This window comes from Rhodococcus sp. HNM0563 (genome assembly GCF_012726195.1).
Lineage (GTDB): Bacteria > Actinomycetota > Actinomycetes > Mycobacteriales > Mycobacteriaceae > Rhodococcus.
The window spans coordinates 243,559-262,111 of record NZ_JAASAF010000007.1 but is presented as its reverse complement, the minus strand read 5'-3'; the positions used below and the strand labels follow the sequence as shown (position 1 = coordinate 262,111).

15 protein-coding genes are annotated in these 18,553 nt (G+C 62.9%); 4 read left to right on the top strand and 11 right to left on the bottom strand.

The window, feature by feature from the left end:
- Positions 1 to 43: 43 nt before the first annotated feature.
- The 8 genes from HCA61_RS18215 to HCA61_RS18180 form a co-directional block, all read right to left on the bottom strand.
- On the bottom strand, positions 44 to 982 hold the full coding sequence (locus tag HCA61_RS18215) for a TIGR03619 family F420-dependent LLM class oxidoreductase (protein WP_169689592.1): 939 nt from the start codon (positions 980 to 982) through the stop codon (positions 44 to 46).
- Positions 983 to 1,097: 115 nt separating this feature from the next.
- Entirely contained in the window at positions 1,098 to 2,102 is a 1,005-nt protein-coding gene (locus HCA61_RS18210) for a ferredoxin--NADP reductase (protein ID WP_240959791.1), read from the bottom strand.
- A gap of 67 nt (positions 2,103 to 2,169) precedes the next feature.
- Positions 2,170 to 4,089 carry an NAD(P)/FAD-dependent oxidoreductase gene (locus tag HCA61_RS18205; protein WP_169689590.1) on the bottom strand — a complete coding sequence of 640 codons (1,920 nt, stop codon included), beginning with the start codon at positions 4,087 to 4,089 and terminating at the stop codon, positions 2,170 to 2,172.
- Between the two features lie 99 nt (positions 4,090 to 4,188).
- On the bottom strand, positions 4,189 to 5,760 hold the full coding sequence (locus tag HCA61_RS18200; protein WP_169689589.1) for an AMP-binding protein: 1,572 nt from the start codon (positions 5,758 to 5,760) through the stop codon (positions 4,189 to 4,191).
- Positions 5,757 to 6,563 carry an enoyl-CoA hydratase gene (locus tag HCA61_RS18195; protein WP_169689588.1) on the bottom strand — a complete coding sequence of 269 codons (807 nt, stop codon included), beginning with the start codon at positions 6,561 to 6,563 and terminating at the stop codon, positions 5,757 to 5,759. Before HCA61_RS18195 ends, HCA61_RS18200 begins: the two co-directional genes overlap by 4 nt.
- 2 nt (positions 6,564 to 6,565) lie before the next feature.
- The gene (locus tag HCA61_RS18190; RefSeq protein ID WP_206040248.1) at positions 6,566 to 7,642 is read right to left on the bottom strand and encodes an acyl-CoA dehydrogenase family protein; all 1,077 of its coding nucleotides are present in this window, start codon (positions 7,640 to 7,642) and stop codon (positions 6,566 to 6,568) included.
- 9 nt (positions 7,643 to 7,651) lie between these two features.
- Positions 7,652 to 8,809: an acyl-CoA dehydrogenase family protein gene (locus HCA61_RS18185; RefSeq protein WP_169689586.1), complete on the bottom strand. Its 1,158-nt coding sequence runs from the start codon at positions 8,807 to 8,809 to the stop codon at positions 7,652 to 7,654.
- Positions 8,806 to 9,831 carry a Rieske 2Fe-2S domain-containing protein gene (locus tag HCA61_RS18180; RefSeq protein ID WP_240959760.1) on the bottom strand — a complete coding sequence of 342 codons (1,026 nt, stop codon included), beginning with the start codon at positions 9,829 to 9,831 and terminating at the stop codon, positions 8,806 to 8,808. The genes HCA61_RS18185 and HCA61_RS18180 overlap by 4 nt, the downstream gene beginning before the upstream one ends.
- Before the next feature lie 526 nt (positions 9,832 to 10,357).
- Here HCA61_RS18180 and HCA61_RS18175 point away from each other — a divergent pair.
- Positions 10,358 to 11,428, top strand: a complete 1,071-nt coding sequence (locus tag HCA61_RS18175) for a Zn-dependent alcohol dehydrogenase (protein WP_169689584.1) — start codon at positions 10,358 to 10,360, stop codon at positions 11,426 to 11,428.
- 79 nt (positions 11,429 to 11,507) lie between these two features.
- On the opposite strand, the gene HCA61_RS18170 is transcribed toward HCA61_RS18175, so the two are convergent.
- The gene (locus HCA61_RS18170; protein WP_169689583.1) at positions 11,508 to 12,464 is read right to left on the bottom strand and encodes a TetR/AcrR family transcriptional regulator; all 957 of its coding nucleotides are present in this window, start codon (positions 12,462 to 12,464) and stop codon (positions 11,508 to 11,510) included.
- A gap of 484 nt (positions 12,465 to 12,948) precedes the next feature.
- Here HCA61_RS18170 and HCA61_RS18165 point away from each other — a divergent pair, with 484 nt between their 5' ends.
- From HCA61_RS18165 to HCA61_RS18155, 3 genes are all read left to right on the top strand, one after another.
- A complete protein-coding gene (locus tag HCA61_RS18165) occupies positions 12,949 to 14,325 on the top strand; it encodes an MFS transporter (RefSeq protein WP_169689582.1) in 1,377 nt (458 codons plus the stop codon).
- Positions 14,326 to 14,460: 135 nt separating this feature from the next.
- Positions 14,461 to 15,564, top strand: a complete 1,104-nt coding sequence (locus tag HCA61_RS18160) for an alkene reductase (RefSeq protein WP_169689581.1) — start codon at positions 14,461 to 14,463, stop codon at positions 15,562 to 15,564.
- A gap of 85 nt (positions 15,565 to 15,649) precedes the next feature.
- On the top strand, positions 15,650 to 16,144 hold the full coding sequence (locus tag HCA61_RS18155) for an SRPBCC domain-containing protein (protein WP_169689580.1): 495 nt from the start codon (positions 15,650 to 15,652) through the stop codon (positions 16,142 to 16,144).
- Between the two features lie 133 nt (positions 16,145 to 16,277).
- Here the strand turns inward: HCA61_RS18155 and HCA61_RS18150 are convergent, their stop codons facing one another.
- On the bottom strand, positions 16,278 to 17,354 hold the full coding sequence (locus HCA61_RS18150) for a TetR/AcrR family transcriptional regulator (protein WP_169689579.1): 1,077 nt from the start codon (positions 17,352 to 17,354) through the stop codon (positions 16,278 to 16,280).
- Positions 17,355 to 17,611: 257 nt separating this feature from the next.
- The gene (locus HCA61_RS18145) at positions 17,612 to 18,529 is read right to left on the bottom strand and encodes an NAD(P)-dependent oxidoreductase (RefSeq protein ID WP_169689578.1); all 918 of its coding nucleotides are present in this window, start codon (positions 18,527 to 18,529) and stop codon (positions 17,612 to 17,614) included.
- Positions 18,530 to 18,553 lie beyond the last annotated feature (24 nt).

The window sequence follows — 18,553 nt, the reverse complement described above, 5'->3', positions numbered from 1 at the left end:
GCCATTATCCGGAATGCGCGCATTCTTCACTTCTCCTTCATCGTCAGGAACCATTCGGAACGTCGGACTCGACCGTTCGGGCTATGAGTTGACCGTATCCGTCGACGAACTCATCGGCGGCTGCCAACGATCTCGCATCCGCATGCACACACAATGACGTGGCTCCCGCCTCTCGTAACCTGCCGACGTCGTGATGCCACAACGCCACCGACGCGGCGTCGCTGAGGTCGACGGCGGGAGCCTCGACCTGAATATCGATCTCCGACAAGCTTCTTCCTGCTCGCTTGAGCTGGTCGCCGAGCGCCTTGACTGCAGCTCCGAACGCCTCGATGCTGTCGATCGCCGGAGTCCTGATCGCATCGGACGTTCCGCGGTCGGCGATGACCGGACACCATCCACTGCCGAATCGGGTCACACGACGTCGTGCCGCCGCACTGTTGCCGCCGATCCACAGCGGAGGATGGGGACTCTGAACCGGGCGCTGCAAGCGCATCTCGCCGGTAGCTGCGAAATCGGCGCCGACTACCGGATTCGACGGATCACGCCAGATGCTGCATATCGCGGCGATCGCCTCGTCGAACAACTCGGACCGCCTGGAGAAATCGACACCCAGAGCAGCGAACTCCGACCGTAGGTAGCCGGCACCGACTCCCGCGATGAGCCGGCCTCCAGAAAGCGTGTCGAGAGTGGTCAGTTCCTTCGTCGCCAAATATGGGTTACGGAAGGGCAGGACGAGCAGGTTCGTCATGAGCTTCAACGACGTCGTCACGGCAGCCGCGAACGCAAGCGCCACGACCGGCTCGAAGGTGTCGTGGCCACCGTTGCGAAACCACTTCGCAGACGGCGCAGGGTGGTCTGCGAGGCACACGGCTTCGAACCCGCTGATCTCCGCGCGACGGCTGACCTGTGCGAGTGCCGCTCCTGTGAACACGCTCGGATGCGCGTCGGGGACGTCACTCGGATACTCCAAGGTGAACTTCATGCCCGTGGCTCCGGTTTCTCTTTATCTGCGACACAGCCAGCGGGTCATCACCACCGCGAGCGCGCCGTGTCCGCTAGGTGGGCGGGCGCATGACAACTCGGACCGAATACTGCGGTCAGAACTCGATCTCGATCGGTCCTTGCTCCGGTCTGGACTGGCACCCCAGCACGTACCCCGCCACGACGTCTTCGGGCTCGAGGACATCCCCACCGTCGGCGGTGACCGACCCCTGCGTCACGCGGCAGACACACGACCCGCATTCGCCCGACTTACACGAGTACGGAACCTCGATGTTCCTTGCCAGCAATGCATCTACCAAAGTGACGTCGGCCGACCAGCCGAAGCGGTGAGTACTGCCATCGAGATGGACTGTCGTGTCGACCGCGGGTGCAGTCGGCCCCAGCGTGTCCACCGGATCAGCGACCGCTGCGAACGGATCGCCCGTGATCGAGGAGAACACCTCACGGTAGAACCGTTCACGTGGCACGCCGGCCGATTCGACCGCTGCGCTCACTGCGTCCATGAACGGGCCCGGGCCGCATACGAAAATCTCACACCCAGTGTTCTCGGCCACGAGTGCGGTCAGCCGATCGACGGTCGGCATACCCACCACACTGTCGAACCAATGGACCACTGTGAGCCGGGCACCGTACTCGGTCTGCAAATCATCGAGCTCACCGGCAAAGATCACCGAATTCGCATCGCGGTTCGCATAGAAGAGTATGGCATTCCGGCCACCGTGCACCAGTGCATCTTTCAGAATCGAGATGATCGGCGTGATCCCGCTACCTGCGGCAAAAAGTAGCAGATCACGCTCGTAGCCCGACGGGGTGAACCGACCCGCAGGCGGCAGCACCGTCATCCCCACCCCTGCCTCGATGTGATCGCACAACCAGTTCGATCCGTATCCGGACGCAACCCGCTTGACGGTGATCTTGAGGTCCTCGTCGAGCAGCGGTGTACTCGACAGCGAGTACGACCGAGCGATATGACCGGTCCCACCGCTCGGAATCCTTACGGTCAGGAACTGGCCAGGCAAGTACACGAATCTCGACCGATCGGTTTCGCTCGGCCGCAAGACGATCGACCGGGCGTCATCCGTTTCTTCGATCACTGCCATCACCTCGAGCCGATGTCCTCGGCTCAGAGGTTGTTCTGCGGCAGTCTGCATCGGCTGCACGACAGTCCTACTTCGTCTTCGCGTGCTGGAACTCGAAATCACTCAGCCGCGGATGCACGCACATCGCAAAGTACTCTTCGCCGTCCCACGGAGCACTCACCTGCATACGACCCCACTTGTTGACGTAGTAGTTCTTCTCCGTCGCACTCGTCTGCGAAAGGTAGATCAGTCGACCGGCTTCCTTGTGCAACTGCTCGTTGTAGTGCTCAAACGCCTCACGCCGGACACTGACGGAGTCATAGCCCTTCTCGAGCATCTCCAAGATCCCGTCGGCGATGTACGCACACCATGTCTCCAACCAAATCGGCAATCCGGCACCACTGGCGACCGGCTGCGAGTTGGGGCCGTAGAGCATGAACATATTCGGAAATCCCGGCACACTCATACCCAAGTGAGCCTGAGCACCCTGAACGTTCCATACCTGCTCGAGACTCACCCCGCCCTCGCCGATGTACTCGGTCGGCCACAGGAACTTCTCCGTCTGAAATCCGACCGCTGCGATGATCAGGTCCGCCTCACGCGCAACTCCGTCGGACGTCTCCACGGCAGTCTCGGTGAGCCGCTCGATCGGCGTTGTCACCAACTCGACGTTATCCCTGGTCAGCGACGCATACCACTGATTGTCCACCACCGGACGGCGAGTCATCGGAGGATAATCCGGAACCAGTTTCTCGATCAGGTCCTCACGGCCGTTCACCTGGGCACGGATATACCCGAGCAACATCTCCCGCATCGCATCGTTACGCTTGTTCACCACCCCGCCGTCGGCAATCCACTGCTCATCCGCGATGAGCAACTCTCGGAGATCGTTGTTCGCGAGACCTGCGACGTACTTGTTCCAATTCCAGTAGAACGGCATCGTCTGGAAGAGCCACTGCAACTCTTCGGAGATCGCTTCTCCGTACTTCGCACGCGGCGAAATCCATTGCGGTGTGCGCTGGTACACGCTCACCGAGGCAGCCTCACTCGCGACCTTCGACAACAACTGGACACCGGTGGAGCCATTGCCGATGATGGCGACGTTCTTCCCCGCGTACTCGACCGAGTCGTTCCATTCCGTGGTATGCACGATTTGGCCGGAGTACCCGGCAACACCCTCGATGGGCAGCTCACGCGGCGTCGCGAACAGGCCACTGGCAGCGACCACGACGTTGGCCACGACGGTGGACGGCGTCCGATCGGCCGACGCCACCGTGAGTGTCCAGGTCTTCGCCGCGTCGTCGAACTTCGCCGAGGTCACGTCGGCGTCGAACACCATGTGTTCGAACACGCCGTACTTGCGTGCCACGTGATCGAGATACTCACGCACCTCGGATTGGCGTGCGAAATACTCGGACCACGGATACTTCTTCTCGAAGGAGTACTCATACGACGCGCTGAGCGTGTCCACACGGACGTCGGGATAAGTATTGATACTCCACACTCCCCCGATCTCCGAACGCCGCTCGTAGATGGTGAACGGAATACCGAGTCGAGCCAACTGGACACCCATCGCGATCCCGGAGAACCCTGCCCCGATGATCGCCACCGAATAGCCGTCGGGCACCGATACGGTCTCCGGCCGCTCACGCTGGAAGGGCCACTCCGGCAAGGATAGGATCCGGCGCCGCATCACGAGTTTGTCGGGCGCGAGAGCACGAGCCTCCGCCATGAGGATGAGATCGTCGATCTCCTCGGTCGACAGCACCGTGTCGACGTCGGCAGTGTCGCCGGACATCAAGTACTCGACTGCTTTCGAACGGATCAGTGCCGTGTCCTCCGTGGAGAACTCCACGCTGTCCGCGACAGCGCCCGCGACCCGCTCGGCACGCACAGCGGCGATGTCCGCATCGCGGGTCGCCTGGAACAGAGCCATCCGGAGAACATTCACGTCTGCATCGGCGACCGCGCGTTCCACGAACGAACGGTCCGGTATCTGGGGGTTCATTTGCACTCCTGTGCATGCTCTGGGCATGAACGCATCGTCGTCACTCGGGTTCTTCGGACGGATCGTCCACGCTGCCTTCGACTACCGCGAGGACGGACGTCAGGCACCGCTCTGCGCGACGACCTGGCGATCGAGAATGCGTTCACGCAGGTTCTGCTTGCGGATCTTCATGGTCGGGGTCTTCGGCAGCTCACCGATGAACTCGAGCTGCTCGGGGAACTTCGCAGGCGAGATACCCGAATTCCTGCAGTATTCCCGCAGTTCGTCGAGCTCTATGCGCTTCTCCTGGTCGGTGAGTTGCACGACCGCGCAGATGCGTTCCCCCCGGATCTCGTCCGGAAGCCCGATGACGGCGACATCCTCGACAGCAGGATGCTTGCCGATGACGTCCTCGATCTCGGACGGGCTGATGGATTCGCCCTTACGGATGATGAGGTCCTTCTCGCGACCGACAAGGGTGAGGTGGCCCTCCGGTCCGAGCATGCCGATGTCACCGGTGAAAAACCAGCCATCGGCGTCGAACGGTCGATGGGCGATACCGTCGGAGAGGTAATGCTTGAACAGGATCGGCCCGCGTAGCCACACTCGCCCCGGGGTACCGTCGGGAAGTACCTCGTCTGATTCGGACCGGATCTGAATCTCGCAGTCTTGCACCGGACGACCGGATGTCGTTGCCAGCTGGTCGATGGTGTCGCTGGGGCGGGCCGACGCGATCATCGGAGACTCCGTCATTCCGTATCCATGCAGGATGGGCACGCCGACCTCGTCGAGAAACTCACGGAACAGCTTCTCCGGCATCGGTGCGCCACCACCGGCGAGCATCCGCAACGTCGGAACGACCGGCACGCCCGGCGTCTTCCGTTGCTGCTGAAGCAGCAACGAGTAGTGGGGGGTCGAGCCACCCGTGAGGGTGACGCGGTGCCGGCGCATCAACTCGACCGCAGCGACCGGCTCGTATATCTCCATCAGGACCAACGCCATACCGCTCGACAGCGATGCGATCAGCATGTCGGGTCCACCGATGTGCGCGTACGGGAACAGAATCGTTCCGATGTCGGTCTGCGTCACGTCGAGGGCATGCGCCATCCCGAGGCCACCGGCCACGAGTGTGCCGTCGGTGTGGCAGACGCCCTTCGGGGCAGAGGTGGTTCCGGAGGTGGTGTAGATCCAGCGCACCTCGTCTGCACCGGACACAACAGGATCCAGAGTCGCCGGATCTCCCTCGGGCAGCCCGTCGGCAAGCACGAGGACCCGCAGCGGTGCGGACACTGCTGCGCGAACCTCCTCGGCCATCCGCCCATGATCGAATCCACGGAATTCACCAACGGTGACGAACCACTGCGACGCACACTGCTCCACCATGGCCGTGACCTCGCGTACACGGTAGAGCGGAATGATCGGGTTCTGCACAGCACCGACCCGACAGAGTGCCAGGCTCAGAACGACCGCGTCGATGCTCGTGGGAAGCTGCCAGCTGACGACAGTGCCCGGACCGATCCCCTGTGCGAGCAGGCCGGCCGCAGTCCGTTCCGCAGCCGCGTGCACACCGGCGAACGTCTCGCGCCGCCCGTGCTCGTCGATCAGAGCAGTCGCGTCGGGGGTCGCCTCGGCCCGGCAGGTGAGCAACGCCCAGATCGACCTGGCATCGCTGATTCGATCGATGGTGTTCACGTCCGGTCCTTCTTCGACTCGGCCGGCAGTGGAGCGGCGGTGAGCAGCGGGTATCCGGTGGTCAGCATCGAGTTCGCGTGACCGAGCCAATGCATGTCGAACGCCGACTGAAGCGCCGCCTGCTGACCCATGATGTCCAGTGTCTGGTTCACGGCGCGCTTGCCCTGCCGCAGTGCCCAGGCGTCCATCTGTGCGATCTCGCGAGCGAGATTCATCGTCTCGGATTCGAGTTCGTCGACTGGGACGACACGGTTGACCATGCCGGCCGCGAAGGCTTCCTCAGCGGAGAAGCTGCGCGCGGTGAAAAGCATCTCTTTCGCTCTGCGAGCGCCGAGTTCCCATGTGTGCGCGTGATACTCGACTCCGCCGATCCCGTACTTGGCGACCGGGTCACTGAAGAACGTGTTGTCGGCAGCCACGATGAGGTCGCACGGCCAGATGACGTTCAGCGCGCCGGCGATGCAGGCGCCCTTGACCGATGCTATCGACGGCTTGGGCACGTCACGCCAGCGACGGGAGAAACCGAGGTAGTACTCGGTCTCCCATCCGTACGCGTTCTCGAGCTGGCTCTTGACTTCCGACTGTTCATAGCCGGATGTCGTCGACTTCAGATCGTGTCCCGCCGAGAAATTGTCACCGTTGGCTCGCACGACGATGACCTTGACCGCATCATCCGTTGCCGCGGCACGCCAGGCAGCATCGAGTTCCTCGAGCATCGGCTCGTTCTGCGCGTTGTGCTTCTCCGGACGGTTCAGGGTGATGACCGCGACGGCGTCCTCGACCTCGTAATCGATCAGCGGCATCGTCACGCTCCTTCGTAGATCCGTGTGATCGCCGAGGCGATCGAGGCGTTGTTCTCGGCAGCGTTGCCGAAGTCGTACTGCCAGCGCTTGGCCGCATCGGTGAACAGGTGCACGTTCGACTCGACCATGTATCCGATGCCCGCGTGGACCTCGTGTGCGCAATGGACCATCTGCAGCGCAGTCTTCGCGGCCTGCTTACACATCAGGCCGAGGTGCGGCTGAGGATCGTCACCCGATTCGATGGCAGCGACCACCGAGCGCACATGCGCCGAGGTGAGGTGTGCTGCGATCGCGATGTCGGTGCACAGGTACTGGACCGCCTGGAATCTGCCGATCGGACCGCCGAATTGACGCCGCTGCTGCGCATACGACACCGTCATATCCAGCAGCCGCATCCCCGCACCGTAGACCTGAGCAGCGCGCAGCACGGCGCCACGCTGCCCGGCCAGCAGAGCGGCACGGTGGGCATCGTCGCCACCCGCCAGCACATCGGCTTCGGCCACCGGCACATTGTCGAAAGTCACCGCGAACATCGAGTGGCCGCCCATGTTCGGCATCGTTTCGATACCGATCGAGGAGCTCGAATCCACCAGAGCGACAACACCGTTGTCACCGGCCGTGTGGACAAGGAAGCTGTCGGCGTGGTCGGCATGGCCGATGGCCAGCGCAACTCCGTTCAGCGATCCGTTCGAATACGAGACAGCCGAGCCCCAGTCGGTGGACGGAAAGACCGGGATCACCACGGCCCCACCACTACCGATGCGTTCGGCGACTTCCGTCGACCTCTCGGTACCGATCAGCAGCGCCATGTCGCGGGCAATCGTCAAGTCGAGCAACGGCGTATCAGCCAGTGCGCGGCCCATTTCCACGAACACTGCCGCAATCGTTCCGAGTGACGGGCTGTCGGCGTCAGCGGCGACGGGATCCGACAGCTGCAACCAGCCGAGCTCGGCGAACTGCGCGATCTGCTCGCCGAACGGAACCGAGTTCGTTCGTTCTTCCAGCGGTGAGTATCGTGCGAACACCGACTTGCTTACATCTGCGAGAGCGGTAAAGTCCTCGCCCCATGCCAAATCCATCATCTGCTCCTATCGCGGCAGGCCTAGGCCCCGCGTCGCGAGCACCATCCGCTTGAGTTGGGACGTTCCACCGGCATGGTTCGCGAACGATTGCCGATACCATGCCTCGGGTTTTCCGTTGAGTGGGGCATACAACGACTCCGACCGCAGTTGGCTGGTCGGGCCGAGCACCCGGTCGTAGATCTGCGCGAACAGCGGCTCGAACTCCTTGGCTGCGACCTGCTGGACGCCGCCACCCCAAGGGGTCTGCCGACCGTGGGCGTTGTCGCCGATGATCTCGTAGGCGAGCAGGCGCTGCGTCTGGATCATCTCGGCCAGCTCGGCCAGGTCGGCCTGCACATGCGGATCGTCCAGCTTGCCGGGGATCGCCTTGCAGTGTGCGATCAGCTCCCGCAGGCGAGTCTCCTGCATCGCATAGATCGGCTCGACGGTCCCGGAAGCGTAGAAGGCACGCATGATGTACTGCCAGCCCTTACCTTCTTCACCGATCAACGAAGATGCGGGCACGCGCACGTGGTCGAGGAAGGTGCTCGACTGCACTCCGCCACCGTAGTTCCGCATCGGATGCAAGGTGACGCCCGGACTCCGTAGATCCACCACGAAGATGCTGATCGCATCGCGCGCAGCGGGGTCCGTCGCGGTCCGTGCAGCCACATACAGAACATCCGACATCGGCCCCCAGGACGTGAAGGCCTTCTCTCCGGTGATGACCCACTCGTCACCGTCGCGGACCGCTTTGGTCTTCAGAGAACCGAGGTCGGACCCGGCCTCGGGCTCGGTGAGACCCTCTGCCCACAGGGTCCGCATATTCGCGATATCCGGTAGCAGTCGCTTCTTCTGTTCCTCTGTGCCACCGACCAAGATGGTTCCCGCAGCGAGGAAGATGCCGACCGAGTTGATCATCGGCGCATCGGCCGCGTACAGCTCTTCGAGCAGAATCTGGTTCGCGATCGGGGCGAGCCCCTTACCGCCGTACTCTTTCGGCCAGGTCAATCCGATCCAGCCCCTGGCCGCCACCTTCTTGCTGAATTCGACGGCAATCGCCCACTGCTCCGGCGCGTCGTCGAATTCCGGGTTGAAGGCGTGTTTCGCCGGCAGTTCTGCGTCGAGAAACTCGCGGATCTCTGCCCGCCATGCCTCGTGTTCGTGTGCCAGTGTCGGTCTCATGATGTGCTTTCCGCCCGGAGTTCATCGGTGCCTGCAGTCTGCTCGGCAGCGCCGCTTCCGAGGTCACCCTCGGGGTAGAAGCGACGAGCCCACTTTCGGATGTCGCGGAAGCCGGCAGCCTCGGCAGTAGCCAATCCCGGCGGTTCCGTGTAGCGCTGGTGTTCCCAGATCGCGATGTCTGCCTTGACCTGCCCCACAGCGCTTCGCTGCCGCTTGGCCACGCGGGTGTCGTCCTCACCGGGTTCCTTGCTCGCCCAGGCCGAGAACCGGAGAATTGAGCGCTCATCGTCGACCGGGGTCACTGCCGACAACGAGCAGATCGAGCCGACCCCGTCTGCGTGCGAGAAGCCAAGTCCCACACCCAGGAGCAATGCTCGGGTGCGTCCTTTGACATCTTCGATCGTGCCGTCGCTACCACGACGTTTGAAGTTCAAGGCGAGTTCAGTGGCGAAGTCGTACTCACCGAACTCGCGGTTGACGACAGTCGGGACCTCGTCGGCGCGGTGGACGTACTTGAAGTGCGCGAAGTCGACGCCGTTCTCGGCCGCATACTGCGGATGGATCGGCAGCTCGGCAGTTTCGAGGCGACCGCTTTCCCCCAGTTCGTGGTAGTCGTTCGACGAACCGGACCCGGGAAACATGTCGAAGACGCTGGGTACGTCGTAGAGTGGCTCTCCGCCTTCCACGTCGTGCCAGATGTACATGATTCCGTCGCGCTCGACGGTGGGCCAGGTGCCGATCTTGCGGACCCGGTTCGTCGCTTTCTGGTACGGAATGCAGGTATTGCGGCCTTCCGGGCTCCACTGCCAGCCGTGGAAAGGGCAAGCGATGTCGTCACCGACCACCGAGCCGCCGTATCCCAGGTGTGCGCCGAGGTGCTCGCAGTATGCGTTCAGAACCACCAGCCGGCCGTTCCCGGTGCGATAGGCGACCAGCTCCTGGCCGAAGTACCGCATCGGCTTGACCTCACCGGCAGCGAGGTCGGACGACCAGCCGATCTGAAACCATCCTGTGGGTTTCATCGATAACGCCATGGGTGACACTTCATCCTCCTGAACCATTGCTACAGAAGCATCTTCGTCGAGTTCATTAATTTCGCTCTACAACAAGCACTTTCACGCTCCTCAGGTTCCCGAGGGTGCGTCGACGCAACACGTCGCCGAAGCATGTCCGGCAATCCGTGAGCTGCGGTCGCAGATCGTCTCCACGGCGCGTCGTGACTGCCATCACTGTAGCCATTGGCTACGTATGCGTCAACACACCCGCTGTAAGGTTGAATAAACCGAGGTCACAGGCTTTCGAGAGGCAAGCCACAGCTCAGCTGCGAGCCAACTTTCCCGCCTGCGACAACACAGCTACCGGGCGAGCTCGACGGGGGCCGAAGAAGCTTGACTGCAGAACCGTCCGCCCATAGCATCAGCCGCGTTGAACCGGAAGCCTCAGCGCTGTCCTGGTTTTCCTCATCCCCATCAACATCTACAGTCGTCGCCCGGCTGCGCCAACGCACAGCGCGGAGTGAGCACAGGCACAGAACAGCGAGGTCACAGGATGAAAGCAATCGTCTTCGACGGCACCGTCAACAAACTGGTTGACGGAGTCACCGTCCGCGACCCCGGACCCGGCGAAGTCCAGGTCCGCATCGTCGCGAGCGGCCTGTGCCAGAGCGATCTGAGTGTGATCAACGGGAAAATCCCATTCCCGGTCCCGGTTATCCTCGGGCACGAGGGTGCAGGCATCGTCGAGGCCGTCGGACCGGGCGTCACCATGCCTGCTGTCGGCGACCACGTGGTGTTGTCAACGCTCGCGACGTGCGGTCAATGTGCCTCGTGCACTTCCGGACACCCCACGATGTGCCGTGAGTCGTTCGGGAAGACGGCCACGCCGTTCGAACTCGACGGAACCCCACTCCACAGCTTCGCAACGCTCTCGACCTTCAGCGAGCGAATCGTCGTCAAGGCAGGGCAGGCGGTGTCGATCCCGAAGGATATCCCGCTGTCGAGTGCGTGCCTGGTCGGTTGCGGAGTATTGACCGGCGCCGGAGCGGTGCTGAACCGAGCCCGGGTCGCCCCCGGCGACTCGGTGGTCGTCATCGGCGCCGGCGGCATCGGCCTGAACGTGATTCAGGCTGCCCGAGTCGCGGGCGCAGCGACAATCATCGCCATCGACACCAACCCCGGTAAGGAGCCGAAGACGCGCCTCTTCGGCGCCGGCCACTTCATCGATGCGACCGCAGGCGACACCGTCGCAGCTGTCCGCGAACTCACCGACGGCGGAGCCCGTCACGTCTTCGACTGCGTCGGCGGTGAGGCAATCACCAGCCAGGCCATGGACATGCTCGACTGGGGCGGCCAGTTGATCATGCTCGGCGTCGCCGGACCCGAGGCCAAACTGTCGGTCCCGGCCGGCACCTTCTACATGGATCGCTCCGTGCTCGGCTGCCGCTACGGTTCGTCGCGACCGGGCGCGGACATTCCCAAATACCTCGACCTGTACCGATCCGGCCGGCTTCTGCTCGACGAGCTCGTCACCCAGACCTACGAGCTGGAAGACTTCCAGTCGCTCATGGACGACGCCCGGAACGGCAAGCTCGACCGCGGAGTCCTGCTGATGCCGTCCTGACATCAGCTTTCCCGCCGAACGATGCGGAGGGCCTATACCGGCGCTCCGCATCGTTCGGTTTCTCCATTGCGTTGAGGGACTATCCGTTCGGCCGTGTTGCGTAGATCAGGACCTTGAGCATGTCGGCGACTTCCTTGCGGACGCCTTCTCGGCTGCGGTCCGGATAGTCGCCGAGCACAGTGAGATACGGCTCGTACAGATCCCACACGGCGCCCACGAGGGCGATCAACGAGGCCAGCACTCGCGAATCGAACTCGGTATGCACTCGGGGCTCGACCGGATCCTCCCACAAGGTATCGATCTGCGATCGATAGCCTCGCGAACGGACGCCGCCGAGCAGACGATCCGGTCGGGTTCCCTCGAAGATCGACCACGTGAGCATTCGGCCGAACTGACCGGCGTCGATATCGGCGCCGAACGAGTTCTCGATCGCAGCGTAAGCGTCTTCTTCACCCGACAGCCGCTCGCCGCCATAGGTGACGAGCAGTTCCATTACCGCTACCAGCAGGTTCTCCTTCGTTCGATAGAACCGGTGGATCAGCCCGTAGGTCACGCCGGCAGCACTGGCGATCTCCCGTAGCGTCACTTTGGCGGGGCCCCTACGTGCAAAGAGGTCCGCAGCGGCGAGAAGAATTGCCTGTTGCGGACCGGTCGAACCCGCTTGGGTCGGCACCCACTCCGCGATCTCCGTACCCGTACGTCGCGCAGTCTTTCCGACAACCGAGGAAGGATTCTCCTCTGTGCGGGCCGCATACTCGCCGGCCATGCGGAGCGCTTCGTCCTTGGAATCCGAGCTCAGCAACAGTTCGGCCGGTGTCCGATCGGTGCCGGTGATTCTGGTGGTCGACCACTGCGCAATGGCAAGCATCGCAGTGTCTTCATCGAACTGGGCCAGGAACTCGAGGGCTTCCGGACGAACGCGATGCTTGTCCAAGTCGAACTGCCAGACCGGGAACAGTGTTGTTCCGCCACCGGGATATCCGAGCATCTTCCGGTTGTGGATCCGCTTGTTGATCGCCTGACGACTGATAGCCAAGAACTCCGCCACCTGCGGTGTGGTCCAGACGTCATCGACTGACACAAGGAATTTCGAGAGCTCTCCCATACTGCAGGGACCCTATCAGGCTCAGGAGCAAGAAGATTCACGCTCTCTTCGGGGCGACCCGATAGCCGGGGCCACTCTCCCCTCCGGGCCGACGGGGGCGAATCATCCATCCACCCACCCCCTGTTGACGCGGGCATGGCCACTGGCTACAGTGACGATCATCACTACGGTGCCGTCGTGGTGATCTGAGGGGGCACGATCGTGCGTCGCCCGAGGGAGTTCGAACGGGGCCTCACGTCCACGCCCTCCTTCGGGACGGGCAGCGATCCGGCAAAACTCTTGCCGTAGAGCAGCTTCTGTACTTCGTCGGCGACTTCACACCCAGGAGGTACGGAGAAGAAACGGCACCGGATGCGCAAAGTCAGGTCAGCTTCTCTCGGTAATCACATCGAATGTCACGTCGAACAGGATCACAATGAGTTCTCCCGAGATCACGGCTTCACCGACGCTGGTACGTAGGGCATCGCTCGCCGGCTTCTTCGGAACCGCCGTCGAGGCATACGACTTCATGGTTTTCACGTTCCTGATCGCATACCTGTCCCCCAAGTTCTTTCCCAGCGACGATCCCGCAACCGGCATTCTGAGTTCACTCGCGGTTCTCGGCACCGGATTCCTTGCGCGCCCGATCGGAGGCATCGTCTTCGGCCGAATCGGTGACCGTTACGGTCGTCGATTCACTCTGATCCTCACCATCTCAGGCATGGGCGGCGCCACCATCCTGATGGGGCTGTTGCCGACACACTCCACCGTCGGGATCCTGGCCCCGGCTCTGCTCGTTCTCACGCGCCTGCTCCAAGGATTCTTCGCCGGGGGTGAACAGATGGGCTCGGCCACCTTCGTCACCGAGCACGCATCCGCCAAGAACTACGGCATCCTGAGCGCAATGACCCCGGTGGGATTCGCATTCGGCGCCGCGGTGGCACCGCTGGTCGTGGCCGTCACCACTTCCTTGTCTTCGGAAGACGTGATGTCCAGCTGGGGCTGGCGTGTTCCCCTCCTCATGTCGCTGCCGCTGATGCTGTACGTGCTGTACCTGCGCACCCGGTTGGAGGAATCACCTGAATTCAAGGGCCTCGCCGACAAACACAAAGTACAGGCCGCCCCGCTGCGTTCGGTCATCACGCGATACCCAGTGACACTGCTGCGTGTAATCGCAATCAGCACCTCGGTTCTCGCGATCGGCTACGTCGTTCCGGCGTACATGCCGCTGTTCCTGCAACAAGAGGTCGGTATGACCCCAGGCGCCACCGCATGGCTGGCCACCGCCGGGTCGGCCTTCGCCATCGCCATCAGCTTCGGCGCCGGATTCCTCATCGACAGAAGTGGTCGCAGAGTCACCCTGGTGCTGGCGCTGGGCATCCTCCTGGTGGCGATGTTCCCGATCATGTATTTCATCAAAGCAACCGACGGGCTCCTGGTCGTCACCGCACTCGGTCACATGCTCCTCGTCGGCATGGCCGGCGCCGCGGCGGTCCCCGTGTACGCAACACTCACCTCCGCATTTCCGGCGGCGGTTCGCTACACCGGCGCCGCAATCGGATTCGGTCTCGGCTCGGCGTTCGGCGGCGGTTTCGGTCCCTACCTGGCGGCGAAGTTCACCGAGATGACCGGGAACGCATACGCCTCGTCGGGTGTGGTCGCCGCGGCAGCCCTGCTTGGGATCATCGTGATCGTCACGATGCCCAACAGCAATACCAGTGCAGCACCGGAAGCTGCGCTGCTTACCGGCGAGACAGAGTCGCTCGACACGAACTCCTCGGAGCATAGTCCGGCCTCACCGAAGACAGCCTGACGCCGATGGTCCAGACGTACCCCCGTCAAAGCAGTATCGCTTCCGAACAACCCGTCCTGTGCCCTCGGAGCCTCGAGGGCGTCACGGTGGGCAACTTTCGTAGTGCCTTCGAATCAACCTCCCAAGGAGATATCGATGACTCTGTTGTTCGACACGTACCAACTCGGTGATATCACGCTCGGTAACCGCATGGTGATGGCTCCGATGACCCGTGCCCGCAGCGTCGACACCGTCGCAGGCCCACACACTGCGGAGTACTACCGCCAGCGCGCGACGGCCGGTCTGATCGTCACCGAGGGCACGCCGATCTCCCCGGAAGCGCAGGGATATGCGTACGTTCCCGGAATCTGGTCCGACGTGCAGGTTGCCGGCTGGCGTACAGTGACGGATGCCGTCCACATCGAGGGTGGCCGCATCTTCTCCCAGCTCTGGCATGTAGGCCGACTCTCACACAGGTCGCTCCAGCCCGGTAGGCAACAGCCCGTCGGAGCCAGCTCGGTACCGGCCGACGGCGGCAAGACCTTCGCCTTCAACGACGACGGCACCGTCGGATTCGTCGATGTGAGCGCCCCTCGGCCACTGTCCACACAAGAAGTGGACCGAGTGATTCTCGACTTCTCGGCCGCGGCAGCGAATGCGGACGACGCAGGCTTCGACGGTATCGAACTGCACGGTGCCAACGGGTACCTGTTCGAGCAGTTCCTCAATCCCTCGACCAACACGAGAACCGATCGGTACGGCGGATCGATCCGGAATCGTGCGCGTCTCCTCCTCGAAACTGTCGATTGTGTGAGCGACAAGATCGGCTCCAGCCACGTCGGTATCCGGTTGTCACCTTTCAGTGAGCTGTTCGACATGCCCTCCTACCCCGAGGCCATCGACACTTACCTGCACCTGGCATCCGAACTGTCCCGGCGCGAGATCGCCTATGTGCACCTCGTCGATCAGCTTCCCGCAGGAAGTCGCGTCATCGATGTCGATACTCTCACCGGATTCCGCGCCGAGTTCCCGGGAACGATCATCCTTGCCGGCGGCATGACCCGAGAACTGGCGGACGACCTGATTGATAAGAACCTGATCGATCTCACCGCATTCGGGCAACCCTTCATCTCCAACCCCGACCTGGTCGATCGCATACGCTACGGATGGCCTCTGACACCACCCGACCGGGACTCCTATTACGGCGGTGGCACAGCAGGTTACGTCGATTATCCCAGGTATGTCCCGGCCGGCGTGTGATCCCACCTCCCCTGCAACGAACCCGTACATCCATGTCGCCGCACCCGCACGAGGTGCACCGACCCAATCCCACCTTGGAGTTCATATGTCCGAATTGACCATCCCTGAATACGATCCGGCCACCACCGTGCGCTCCGTGACGGTCGAGATCGATGCACCCGCAACCCTGGTCTGGCAAGTACTCGTCGATCTCGAACGCTATCCCGACTGGAACCCGTTCTGCATCTCCGCGAAATCGACCCTGGAAATCGGCGCTCCCATCGAGATGTTGCTCACCGACTACTCAGGCGGGACAGAACCGTTCCCGTGGGTCGAATACGTCTGCGCCGTCGTGCCAGAGCGGCTGTTGTCATGGGAATTGCTCCCCACCACAGAGTCCCGGCAGGCTGCCCGGCGCGACCAGGTCATCGAGCAGATCGACGAGAACCGTTGTCGCTACTACTCCACCGACGCCTTCCTCGGAGAAGAAGCACACCAGATCATGGAAGACACCGGCGCCTGGGTCCTACGCGCGTTCGACGAGACAGCGGTGGCCCTGAAAAAGCACTGCGATGCCCTCTACGCCGAACGTCAGCGCTGAATCAACAGATGAACACCCCCGTCGCCCCTCGGCCGGACAGGCTGTCCGGCCGAGGGGCGACGCGAAAACTCGTGCCGCACCTCAGCCCACGGGACCACAGCGAAAACACCTGCAAGTCATAGCATCGAAGATGCTATTCATGCGGACGTGTCGCGTACGCGAGTACCTTGAGGATGTCGGTGACCTCCTGCCGCACTTCCTCGGGAGTACGGTCCGAATTGTCGGCGAGAGTTGTCAGATAGGGCTCGTACGGATCCCATGTCGCGCCGATCAAGGCGATCAATGCAGCGACGACCCGAGAGTCGAAATCAGTGCGCGCGGGTGGAGGCACCGGATTTCTCCACAGCGATTCCACCTGATTGCGATATCCGCGCGATCGGATGTCGGTTCTGAACAGTCGCTCCGGCGTTGCGCCTTCGCAGATCGACCACATCAACATCCGACCGAATTGGCCCGAATCGACGTTGGCGCCGAAGGAATTGTCGATCGCCGCGTAGACGTTGTCCTCCTCGGTGAGGGCCACTGCGGCGTACTCGACGAACAACTGCATCACGCTCGTGAGGAGGTTCTCCTTCGACTTGAAGAACCGATGAATCAGGCCGTAGGTGACACCGGCCTCGGCGGCGACCTCGCGAAGCGTGACTTTCGCCGGGCCCTTGCGAGCGAAGAGGTCTGCAGCGGCCATGAGGATTGCATGCCGCGGGCCTGCGGAGTCGGCTCGTTGGGGGATCCACCCCGCCACCGGCTTGTCGAATTCTTTCCCTGATTCCTCCGGGTCGGGGTTCACCGGCGCCGCCGGATCGTCCGGTGCCGGGTGCTCCTCCTCGTCGGACGCCGCACTGTCGGCTGCCCGAAAACTCCTCGCCAGCGCGAGTGCGACCTTCCTCGTCTCGGCGCCCCTCAGTAACTCCACCGGCGTGACGCCCCGATCCGGATCAGGTGTGGTCGACCAGCGCGCGATCACCTTGGGGTCGTACTCCCCGTCCGCGAATGCCGCGAGGAACTCCTCGACCTCCGGACGCGGGTGGCAGGTCTGCGGATCGAACTGCCACGCCGGGAAGAGTGTCGTCCCCTTACCGCGATAGCCGAGCAACTTCCGATTACGCACCCTCTTGTTGATTGCCTGGCGACTGATGCCCAGAAATTGGGCAACGCGGGAAGTGGTCCACAGGTCGCCCTCAGCGATTCCGCGGTCGAGGTCGTTGTTCATGGTGGCACCATCCTGCCATGCGACGGAGCCACCGGTGCAGCGACCGCGAGCCCGATCTACCGGCCGCGAGATCGAACTCGAGCGGAATGTCCACGGTCCAGCCCGGAGGATTCGGGCTACCGAGGTCACCGGTGATGTTGGACAGCAACGGCACTCGCGATATCGCCTCTACACCGCGGGCCACCCCTGTGTCGATCACACCCCGCCGGTCCGAACGCTCTCTTGGTGTCGCGGAAGCCGCTCTTACTGCTCCGGTCTCACTGGGTGGCAGCGACGACCGCAGCAACCATCTCCTCGACCGCGCGGCGGCAATCGTTGCGGTCGTAGCCGAGCAGCGCCGTCTCGTCCGCATCCGGCTCGTACGCCAGCGTGTTGCCGCGGCCCTGAACGATCGCGGCGTCCGACAGCAAGGGGTGCGACTCGTCCTTCACCGCGATCTCGCGGTTCCCGCCTGCGGCGTCGACCATCATCTGGAAGAAGCTCCGGTAGGTGAGGTTCTCGTCGCCGATCAGGTACGCCTTCCCGGACTCGCCGTGATGCACAGCGCCGCGGATCGCCTGCGCGAGCGAACGGGCAGACAGGTAGTTGGTACCTCCGGGCGGAGCGAAATCGGGAATCTGCGGCTCGTTGCCTGCGGCCCACGAGACCATCTTCCGGTAGCGGCGGGTGGAGGCACCCGGCACGACACCGAGGATCGACGGCGGATTGAGCGTACAGACGTTGAACGACTCGTCGGCTAGCGCACGGGCGCCCTCGTCGGCGGCCTTGCGTGCCGCGACATACAGGTTGGTCTCGGCGATATCCGGACGCACCTGGTGGTAGTAACTTCCGACCTGCACGAACCGCCCGACGCCCGCGTCCTTCGCTAGTTGGGCGAAACGTGGCACACCCACACTTTGTGTGGTCTCCCAGAATTTCAGCTCGTCGTCGTCCTCGCGTGGCTTGTGTCGCGGATCCTGGCCGGCAGCGAAGACGACGGCCTCGAAACCGGACAATTGTTCGCGGGTGAAGGTCGGCACCGTGTAATCACCGGTCAGCAGCGGAAAATCGGCGACGAGCGAGTCGTCGGGAAGTGGACCGCGTCCCGCGACCGTGACGTCGTCGCCGTGTTCGCGCAGTTCGAGTGCGGCGTGGGCGCCGATCATGCCGGTGCCGCCGACAACCAGAATTTTCATGATGCTGTCTCTTTCGGATCGTGG